8 protein-coding genes are annotated in these 9,434 nt (G+C 72.3%); 6 read left to right on the top strand and 2 right to left on the bottom strand.

The genetic code is table 11. The features are described 5' to 3' along the window. Positions 1-3: 3 nt before the first annotated feature. Both GPA10_RS09045 and GPA10_RS09040 read left to right on the top strand, forming a co-directional pair. Complete coding sequence (locus GPA10_RS09045; protein ID WP_058849822.1) at positions 4-216, top strand: MbtH family protein; 213 nt, start codon at positions 4-6, stop codon at positions 214-216. A 50-nt stretch (positions 217-266) separates the two neighbouring features. Then, a complete protein-coding gene (locus GPA10_RS09040) occupies positions 267-1,478 on the top strand; it encodes a cytochrome P450 (RefSeq protein ID WP_246258957.1) in 1,212 nt (403 codons plus the stop codon). Positions 1,479-1,550: 72 nt separating this feature from the next. Here GPA10_RS09040 and GPA10_RS09035 read toward each other — a convergent pair whose 3' ends face one another. Further along, positions 1,551-2,558 (bottom strand): PHP domain-containing protein, encoded by a 1,008-nt coding sequence (locus tag GPA10_RS09035; protein ID WP_157165220.1) that lies wholly within the window; start codon positions 2,556-2,558, stop codon positions 1,551-1,553. A 31-nt stretch (positions 2,559-2,589) separates the two neighbouring features. Then, the gene (locus GPA10_RS09030) at positions 2,590-3,981 is read right to left on the bottom strand and encodes an NADP-dependent succinic semialdehyde dehydrogenase (RefSeq protein WP_058849824.1); all 1,392 of its coding nucleotides are present in this window, start codon (positions 3,979-3,981) and stop codon (positions 2,590-2,592) included. A 218-nt stretch (positions 3,982-4,199) separates the two neighbouring features. Here GPA10_RS09030 and GPA10_RS09025 point away from each other — a divergent pair, with 218 nt between their 5' ends. The 4 genes from GPA10_RS09025 (at position 4,200) to GPA10_RS09010 (ending at position 9,364) form a co-directional block, all read left to right on the top strand. After that, positions 4,200-5,645, top strand: coding sequence for a glyceraldehyde-3-phosphate dehydrogenase (locus GPA10_RS09025; RefSeq protein ID WP_058849825.1), 1,446 nt, complete (start codon positions 4,200-4,202; stop codon positions 5,643-5,645). 146 nt (positions 5,646-5,791) lie between these two features. Then, complete coding sequence (locus GPA10_RS09020; RefSeq protein ID WP_157165035.1) at positions 5,792-6,364, top strand: TetR/AcrR family transcriptional regulator; 573 nt, start codon at positions 5,792-5,794, stop codon at positions 6,362-6,364. Between the two features lie 83 nt (positions 6,365-6,447). Next, positions 6,448-7,653, top strand: a complete 1,206-nt coding sequence (locus tag GPA10_RS09015) for a GDSL-type esterase/lipase family protein (RefSeq protein ID WP_157165034.1) — start codon at positions 6,448-6,450, stop codon at positions 7,651-7,653. A 133-nt stretch (positions 7,654-7,786) separates the two neighbouring features. Beyond that, positions 7,787-9,364, top strand: coding sequence for an alpha/beta hydrolase (locus GPA10_RS09010; protein ID WP_157165219.1), 1,578 nt, complete (start codon positions 7,787-7,789; stop codon positions 9,362-9,364). Positions 9,365-9,434 lie beyond the last annotated feature (70 nt).

The raw sequence follows: 9,434 nt of genomic DNA, 5'->3' as shown, positions 1-9,434 counted from the left end.
CGCATGAGCAGCAACCCGTTCGACGACACCAGCGGCACGTTCTACGTGCTGGTGAACGACGAGGACCAGCACTCGCTGTGGCCCTCCTACGCCGACGTCCCGGACGGCTGGCGGATCGCCTTCGGCGCCGACAGCCGCAAGAAGTGCCTGGACCACATCGAGAAGAACTGGACCGACCTCCGTCCGAAGAGCCTGCGCGAGAAGGCGCACGCCTGAGACAGGCCCGCACCACACCCCCCCCACAAGCACGGAGAGGCGAGAAGGAATTGACGAACGGACTCGGTGACCGCTGGGGACTCGATCCCGGCTATTTCTGGATGTGGGACGAGCAGGCGGAACATCCCGTCAAGATCGACGAGAACGGCATGGTGCACGTGTACGGCCACGCCGAGACCGTCGAGGTGTACGGCGACCCGCGGAACTACTCGAACAACATCGCCCCGCAGTTCCTCGGCGACACCGAGGACGCCGGGGAGTTCAACAGCGGCAGCCTGCTCCAGTCCGACCCGCCGCACCACACCAAACTGCGCAAGATCATCAGCCGGGCGTTCACCCCGCGGATGGTGGCCGGGCTCGAACCCCGGATCGTAGAGATCACCCATGAGCTCCTGGGCGCGGCGGATGCCAAGGAGGCCGGCGGCTTCGAGATGGTCGACGACCTGACGTACCCGCTGCCGGTGATCGTCATCGCGGAGCTGCTCGGCATCCCCCACAGCGACCGGGGCCTGTTCAAGAAGTGGGTGGACCAGATGCTCGCCGCGGCGGGCGTCATGGCCGCCGACGACAGCACGGGGGAGCAGTCCGAGGACGCCGACACCGCGGCCGCGCTGCGCCGGGTTCCCGAGATGCTCGCGTACCTGCACGAGCACGCCGCCGACCGCAGGAGGAAGCCGCGCGCGGACCTCCTGTCGGAACTCGTCCACGCGGAGGTCGACGGCGCCCGGCTCAGCGACGACGCGGTGGTGGACTTCGCCAACGAACTCCTCGTCGTCGGACACGGCACCACCACGGCCCTGCTCGGCAACATGCTGCTGTGCCTTGACGCCCACCCGCAGGAGATGGAGCGGCTGCGCAAGGACCCGGCGCGCGCCCCGGGGGTGACCGAGGAGACGCTGCGGTTCCTCAGCCCCATCGCGGGCTCCTACCGCCTCGCCACCGCGGACACCGAACTCGCCGGGGTGCGGGTCTCGCAGGGGCAGTTGCTCACGCTGTGGCTCGGCGCGGCCAACCGCGACGAGCGGGTCTTCGAGCAGCCGCACGTGTTCGACCCCGACCGTACGACCAATCCCCACCTCGGGTTCGGCCGTGGCATCCACTTCTGCCTGGGTGCCCCGCTGGCCCGCCTGGAGGCCCGGGTAGCGGTCAACATCCTTCTCGACCGCTATCCGACGCTGCGCACGGACCCGGACAACCCCCCGGAGTTCCTGCCGATCCCCGACCTGATCGGCACGTCCAAGCTGCCTCTGCTCACCGGCTGACAGGCGGTTGCGCGCACCGACCGGGGAGGCACCCGCCGGCACACATCCGGCGGGTGCCTCCCCCTTCGCGTGTCACCGGCCGGTCCAGGCGAGCAGCTCCTCGGCGCTCCAGGTGGTGACCACGCGTTCGGGCGGCACTCCGCACTCCTCGGCGCGGGCGCAGCCGACGGCCTGCCAGTCGAGCTGGCCGGGCGCGTGGGCGTCGGTGTCGACGGCGAACAGGGTGCCCGCTTCGACGGCCCGGCGCAGCAGCCGGCGCGGCGGGTCCTTGCGCTCGGGGCGGCTGTTGATCTCCACGGCGGTACCGGACTCGGCGCAGGCGGCGAAGACCGCGTCGGCGTCGAAGGCGGACTCGGGGCGGCCCCGGCCGGTGAGGAGACGGCCGGTGCAGTGGCCGAGGACGTCGGCGTGCGGATTGCGCACGGCCTTGATCATGCGGCGGGTCATCTCGGGCGCGTCCATGCGCAGCTTGGAGTGGACGGAGACGACCACGACGTCGAGGCGCGCCAGGAGTTCGGGCTCCTGGTCGAGTTCGCCGTCCAGGAGGATGTCGCACTCGATGCCGGTGAGGAGCCGGAACGGCGCCCAGGTCTCGTTGAGTGCGGCCACCACCCGCAGCTGTTCGCGCAGCCGGTCGGGGGAGAGCCCGCGGGCGATCGTCAGGCGCGGCGAGTGGTCGGTGAGCACCGCCCACTCGTGGCCGATGCCGGCGGCCGCCCGTCCCATCTCCTCGATGGGACTGCCGCCGTCGGACCAGTCCGAGTGCAGATGGCAGTCGCCCCGCAGCAGGGACCGCAACCGCTCGCCGCCGGACACCAGCGGCTTGCCGGACTCCTCCTCCAAGTGGGCGAGGTAGCCCGGCACCTCACCGCCGAGGGCCTCGCGCACCACCTGGCCCGTCTTGGGGCCGACACCCTTGAGCTTCCCCAGGGAGCCGGTGCGCACCCGCTCGGCGAGCTCCCCGGGGGAGAGCGCGCCGACAGTGGCCGCGGCGGTGCGGAAGGCCCGTACCCGGTAGGTCGGCGCCTGGGCGCGCTCCAGCAGGAAGGCGATGCGGTTCAGCGCCTCGACGGGCTCCATCCGGGTCACCGCCTCCCGTCCCGTGGGACGCTCACGCCCCGTGCCACACCGTGGTGGTGTTGCAGAACTCCTTGATGCCGTGGCCGGACAGCTCACGGCCGTAGCCGGAGCGCTTGACGCCACCGAAGGGGAACGCCGGGTGCGAGGCGGTCATGCCGTTGAAGTACACGCCGCCCGCCTGCAGATCGCGTACGCACCGGTCCTGCTCGGCCTCGTCGCGCGTCCACACGTTGGAGCTGAGGCCGAACGAGGTGTCGTTGGCCACGGCGAGGGCCTCGTCCAGATCCGCGACGCGGTAGACGGTGGCGACCGGGCCGAAGGTCTCCTCACGGTGGATGCGCATCCCGGGGGTGATGCCGGTCAGGACGGTCGGCTCGTAGTAGAAGCCGCGCTCCAGGCCTTTCGGCCGCTGCCCGCCGCAGACGGCGGTGGCGCCGTGGCGCACGGCGTCGTCGACCAGTTCCTCCAGGTCGTCGCGGCCCTGCTCGCTGGAGAGCGGGCCCACGTCCGTGCCCTCGTCCTTCGGATCGCCGACGGTCAGCTCCCGCATGCCCGCGGCGAACCGCTCCAGGAACGCGTCGTACACCTGCGTGTGCACGATGAACCGCTTGGCGGCGATGCACGACTGGCCCGCGTTCTGCACCCGCGCCGTGACGGCGGTGCGGGCGGCGGCGTCCACGTCGGCCGAGGGGAGCACCAGGTACGGGTCGCTGCCGCCCAGCTCCAGGACGGTCTTCTTGATCTCGTCACCCGCGATCGCGGCGACCGAGCGGCCCGCGCCCTCGCTGCCGGTGAGCGTGGCGGCGGCGACCCGCGGGTCCCGCAGGATGTCCTCGATGGCGCCGGAGCCGACGAGCAGCGTCTGGAAGCAGCCCTCGTCGTAGCCCGCGCGCCGGAACAGGTCCGCCAGGTACAGGGCGGTCTGCGGCACGTTCGACGCGTGCTTGAGCAGGCCGACGTTCCCCGCCATCAGGGCGGGCGCGGCGAACCGCACCACCTGCCAGAGCGGGAAGTTCCACGGCATCACGGCGAGGACCACCCCGAGCGGGCGGTACCGCACGAAGGCGCGGGCCCCGCCGGAGTCGCGCACGTCGCCTTGGTCAGGGTGCTCGTCCGCGAGCAGCCCCTCGGCGTGCTCCGCGTACCAGCGCATGGTCTTCGCGCACTTCCCGGCCTCCGCGCGGGCCGCCGCCAGGGGTTTGCCCATCTCCGTGGTGATGGTCCGCGCGATGTCGTCGGTGTCCTCGTCGAGGAGGTCGGCCGCGCGGCGCAGCAGGGCCGCGCGCTCGGCGAAGGGGGTGGTGCGGAAGTGCTCGAAGGTCGCCCCGGCGCGGGCGAGGCACTCCTCGATCTCCTGGGAACCGAGCGGTTCGAAGGTCCGCTCGGTCTCGCCGGTCGCCGGGTTCACCGTTGCGATGGGCATGCCTCTGGCCTCCTTGTGAGCCTGACTACGACCTTGGCCCCGGGTGCGCCGGGGCGCAACGCGGGGGCCTGCCGCGTACCCGGCCGGAGGCAGCCGCACGCAGGATCCACGGCACCCCTCGGAAAGGCACCCCTGGAAGGCCCGCGAGGGCACCCCCTGAAGGGCCGGAGAGCGGTGGGGTTAGCATATGAGCGCCGCCTAGCTCGAAAGATACTCCTGTGACTGTCAATGACGACTCGTTCACCAACTGGAAGAACCGCGAGGAGATCGCGGAGTCGATGATCCCGATCATCGGGAAGCTGCACCGCGAGCGGGACGTGACCGTCCTGCTGCACAGCCGCTCCCTGGTGAACAAGTCGGTGGTCAGCATCCTCAAGACCCACCGCTTCGCCCGGCAGATCGCGGGCGCGGAGCTCTCGGTCACCGAGACGCTGCCCTTCCTCCAGGCGCTCACCGCCCTCGACCTCGGCCCCTCCCAGATCGACATCGGCATGCTCGCCGCCACCTACCGGGCCGACGACCGCGGCCTGTCGGTGGCCGAGTTCACCGCGGAGGCCGTCGCGGGCGCCACCGGCGCCAACAAGATCGAGCGCGGCGCGGGCCGCGACGTCGTCCTGTACGGCTTCGGCCGCATCGGGCGCCTCGTCGCCCGCCTCCTGATCGAGAAGGCCGGTTCCGGCAACGGTCTGCGGCTGCGCGCCATCGTCGTCCGCGGGGGCGGCGAGCAGGATCTGGTCAAGCGTGCCTCGCTGCTGCGGCGCGACTCCATCCACGGCCAGTTCCAGGGCACGATCACCGTGGACGAGGCGACCGACACCATCGTCGCCAACGGCAACGCCATCAAGGTGATCTACGCGAACGACCCGTCCGAGGTCGACTACACGGCGTACGGCATCAAGGACGCCATCCTCATCGACAACACCGGCAAGTGGCGCGACCGCGAGGGCCTCTCCCTCCACCTGCGCCCCGGCATCGACAAGGTCGTCCTGACCGCGCCGGGCAAGGGCGACGTCCCGAACATCGTGCACGGCGTCAACCACGACACGATCAAGCCGGACGAGCAGATCCTGTCCTGCGCCTCCTGCACCACCAACGCCATCGTGCCGCCGCTGAAGGCCATGGACGACGAGTACGGCGTGCTGCGCGGGCACGTGGAGACGGTCCACTCGTTCACCAACGACCAGAACCTCCTGGACAACTACCACAAGGCCGACCGCCGCGGCCGCTCGGCCCCGCTCAACATGGTGATCACCGAGACCGGTGCCGCCTCCGCCGTCGCCAAGGCCCTGCCGGACCTCAAGGCCCCCATCACCGGCAGCTCGATCCGCGTGCCCGTCCCGGACGTGTCGATCGCCATCCTGAGCCTGCGCCTGGGCCGCGAGACCACCCGCGAGGAGGTCCTCGACCACCTCCGCGACGTCTCGCTGAACTCGCCCCTGAAGCGCCAGATCGACTTCACCACCGCGCCGGACGCCGTCTCCATGGACTTCGTCGGCTCCCGGCACGCGTCGATCGTGGACGCGGGCGCCACCAAGGTCGACGGCGACAACGCGATCCTCTACCTCTGGTACGACAACGAGTTCGGCTACTCCTGCCAGGTCATCCGCGTCGTCCAGCACGTCTCGGGTGTCGAGTACCCGACGTACCCCGCCGTGGCGGTCTGAGCCGCAGGGCGCGCGCCGAAAGAGGGGCCCTCCTCGGAGGGCCCCTCTTTCGTGTGCCATCGCTCTAATGCCATTTGCCTAAATGTATTAGGCAAATGCATAATCGCTTCAGGGGAAGGTGGGGCGAGGGAGGAACGGAGACGGACATGGCGCGCGCAGGACTGACCGCCGAGCGGCTGGCGCGGGCCGGGGCGGACCTCGCCGACGAGGTCGGCTTCGACCAGGTGACCGTCTCGGCGATCGCCAGGCACTTCGACGTGAAGGCCGCGAGCCTGTACTCGCACGTGCGGAACTCCCACGACCTCAGGACACGGATCGCCCTGCTCGCCCTGGAGGAACTCGCCGACCGGTGCGCCGCCGCCATCGCGGGCCGGGCCGGCAAGGACGCGCTCGCCGCGTTCGCCGACGTCTACCGCGACTACGCCCGCGAGCACCCCGGCCGGTACACCGCGGCCCGGTTCCCCCTGGACCCCGGGACGGCGGCCGCGAGCGCGGGCCCCCGGCACGCAGCGATGTCCCGCGCCCTCCTGCGCGGCTACGCCCTCGCGGAGCCCGAGGAGACACACGCGGTCCGCCTCCTCGGCAGCGTCTTCCACGGCTACGTCAGCCTGGAGTCCGCGGGCGGCTTCAGCCACAGCGCCCCCGACTCCCAGGAGTCCTGGACCCGCATCGTCGACGCGCTCGACGCGCTGCTGCGCAACTGGCCGACGGCCACCTGACCGCCTCCGCCGACCCGTCCCGGGCTGCGCCGCCCCCTCGTACCGAAGCCGAAGCCCGAAGTCCCACCGACAGGTTGAGAACCATGCACACCACCCCTCTCACCGGCGACCTCCTGCGAGGCGCCCTCGACCTCGAACGCACCGCGCACGGCGTGCTGCCGCACCGGCTGCCCGCGCGGGCCCGCGCCCAGTGCTCCGACCCGCAGCTCGCCATGGCCGAGTCCCAGCCCTCCGGCGTCCGCCTCGCGCTGCGCACCCGCGCCACCGTCGTCGAACTGGACACACTGCCCACCAAACGCGTCTACGTCGGTGCCCCGCCCCGCCCGGACGGCGTGTACGACCTGCTCGTCGACGGGGAGCCGAGCGGCCGGGCCGTGGCGGCGGGCGGCAGCACGCTCACCGTCGACATGAGCGCCGGCACCATGGAGCACACCCCCGGCGAGCCGGTCACCGTACGCTTCGCCGGGCTGCCCGACCGCGTCAAGGACGTCGAGATCTGGCTGCCCCACAACGAGACCACCGAACTGGTCGCCCTGCGCACCGACGCCCCCGTCGAGCCCGTGCCGGACCGCGGGCGCAAGGTCTGGCTGCACCACGGCAGCTCCATCAGCCACGGCTCCGACGCCGCGACCCCCACCGGCACCTGGCCCGCACGCGCCGCCGCGCTCGCCGGAGTGGACCTGGTCAACCTGGGCTTCGGCGGCGGCGCCCTGCTCGACCCCTTCACCGCTCGCGCCATGCGGGACACCCCCGCCGACGTGATCAGCGTCAAGCTGGGCATCAACGTGGTCAACGCGGACCTGATGCGCCTGCGCGCCTTCGGTCCCGCCGTGCACGGCTTCCTCGACACCCTCCGCGAGGGCCACCCCACCGCGCCGCTCCTGGTCGTGTCGCCCATCCTGTGCCCCATCCACGAGGACACCCCGGGCCCCTGCGCACCGGACTTCAGCGGCCTCGACGAGGGGCGCCTGCGCTTCAAGGCCATGGGCGACCCCGCGGAGCGCGCGAGCGGCAAGCTGACCCTGAACGTCATCCGCGAGGAGCTGGCCCGCATCGTCGGGGAGCGGGCGGAGCAGGACCCGAACCTGCACCACCTCGACGGCCGCGAACTCTACGGCGAGAGCGACTTCGCCGAACTGCCGCTGCCCGACGCCCTGCACCCCGACGCGGCCACCCACCTCCGCATGGGCGAGCGCTTCGCGGCGGCGGTGTTCGGCACGGAGGGGCCCTTCGCCGCCGCCGGAGCCGAGTCCGCCGCCGACAGCCCCGGCACGGACGGCAGTTCCTGAACCACCGCGGCGGGCCGGACGACCCCTGTCAATACCGCCCGCCCCACGAAGTGTGAGCCGGGCAGCCGCATGGTCCGGTGCCGCGGATCTTCATAGCGTCATGGTGACGACCACGTCCGACACGAGGAGCACCATGCGCATCCCGTCCACGGTCACCCTGGGCCTCGGCCTGGCCGCGTTACTCACCGCGGCCGTCCCCGCCACCGCCGCGCCCGCGCAGCGGACCACGCCCGCGCAGCAGACCGCACCCAGGCCGGACCTGCCGCGGCAGCGCCTCGACTGGGGACCGTGCCCGGCGGCGCAGACCGAGCTGAACGAGGCCGGGGCGCAGTGCGCGCACGTGACCGTGCCGCTCGACTACGCCGACCCCGGCGGCCGGACGATCCGTGTCGCCGTCTCCCGGATCAAGGCCACGGCGCCGGGCGAACGGCGCGGCATCCTGCTCTCCAACCCCGGCGGCCCCGGCGGCACCGGGCTCGCCCACACCCTCTCCCTGCGCCCGGCCCTGAAGGACGTCGCCGCGCACTACGACCTGATCGGGTTCGATCCGCGCTTCCTCGGTGACAGCAGCCCCATCCGCTGCGCCCCCGCCGCGCCGTCGAAACCGCCGGGCCCGGTCACCTCGCCGCGCGCGGACTTCGAGACGTCGGTCGCGTCGGCCCGCGAGACCGCCCGGCGCTGCCAGGAGCACGGGGACAACGCCGCGCTCCTGCCGCACGCCTCGACCCGCAACGTGGCCCGCGACATGGACGCCATCAGGGCCGCGCTCGGCGAGCCCCGGATGTCGTACTTCGGCACCTCCTACGGCGCCGACCTGGGCGCCGTCTTCACCCAGATGTTCCCCCGCAGCGCGGACCGCGTGGTCATCGACTCCTCCACCGACCCGGCCGCCACCCAGTACGAGCTGTTCCGGAGCGCGGGCACCCCGCTGGAGGAGGGCCTCGACGAATGGGCCCGGTGGGCCGCACGGCACCACGACCGGTACCGCCTCGGCCGTACCGCGCCCCAGGTGCGGGCGACCGTGCAGCGCGTGCTCGACCGCGCCGAGCGGCACCTCGTGCGGATCGGCGATGTCCGCCTGAACGCACCGGTGCTGCGCCTTTTCCTGCGCCAGTTCGTCCAGAACGAGGAGGGCGACCCCGCTCTCGCCGCCGTCGTGCGGGACGTGGCGGACGCCGCGGCGGGCAAGCAGGTGGAGCCGGGGCCCGAACTCGCCGCCATGCTCCAGTTCCTGAACTCGCCGGACCTGGAGGACGCCATGGTGGGCGGGGCGCTGTTCATGTGCGGTGACGGCGGCTGGCCCGCCGGTGGCTGGCCGAAGGACCCGGAGACGTACTGGCGCAACAGCGTCCGCAGCCGCGCCACCCAGCCCGTTTTCGGCCCGTGGGCCAACGGCATGATCTCGCCGTGCGCGTTCTGGAAGGGCGAATCCCGCGAACGGGGCACCGACGTCCGCAACGACGTGCCCGTCCTGATGCTCCAGGCCCGCCGCGACAACAACGTCCCCTACGAAGGGGCACTCGCCCTGCACCGCAGGCTCACCGGATCGCGCCTGGTGACGGCCGACATCAGGTCGCACGGCGTGTACGGGCGCGGCACCGAGGGGAACCGTCCCGTGCCGTGCGCCGACGACGCCGTCAACGACTACCTCCGCGACGGCACCCTGCCCGGCCGCGACCTCACCTGCCCGCCCGCCGGAGCCGGGCGGTGACCGCGCGCGGACCGGTGGTCAGCCGGCGCGGGGGTCTGGCGGCCGCCGCCGCGGCAGTCCTTACGGGGGC

Source organism: Streptomyces typhae (assembly GCF_009755605.1).
GTDB classification, from domain to species: domain Bacteria; phylum Actinomycetota; class Actinomycetes; order Streptomycetales; family Streptomycetaceae; genus Streptomyces; species Streptomyces typhae.
The sequence above is the reverse complement of the archived record's forward strand: the minus strand, read 5'-3'. Positions and strand labels throughout refer to the sequence as shown.

What these genes read in the sequence shown, in the direction of transcription:
- GPA10_RS09015 (WP_157165034.1), top strand. Translation starts at nt 6,448, where the DNA reads ATGCACACCACCCCTCTCACCGGCGACCTCCTGCGAGGCGCCCTCGAC.
- GPA10_RS09010 (WP_157165219.1), top strand. Translation starts at nt 7,787, where the DNA reads ATGCGCATCCCGTCCACGGTCACCCTGGGCCTCGGCCTGGCCGCGTTA.
- GPA10_RS09030 (WP_058849824.1), bottom strand. Translation starts at nt 3,981, where the DNA reads ATGCCCATCGCAACGGTGAACCCGGCGACCGGCGAGACCGAGCGGACC.
- GPA10_RS09020 (WP_157165035.1), top strand. Translation starts at nt 5,792, where the DNA reads ATGGCGCGCGCAGGACTGACCGCCGAGCGGCTGGCGCGGGCCGGGGCG.
- GPA10_RS09035 (WP_157165220.1), bottom strand. Translation starts at nt 2,558, where the DNA reads ATGGAGCCCGTCGAGGCGCTGAACCGCATCGCCTTCCTGCTGGAGCGC.
- GPA10_RS09045 (WP_058849822.1), top strand. Translation starts at nt 4, where the DNA reads ATGAGCAGCAACCCGTTCGACGACACCAGCGGCACGTTCTACGTGCTG.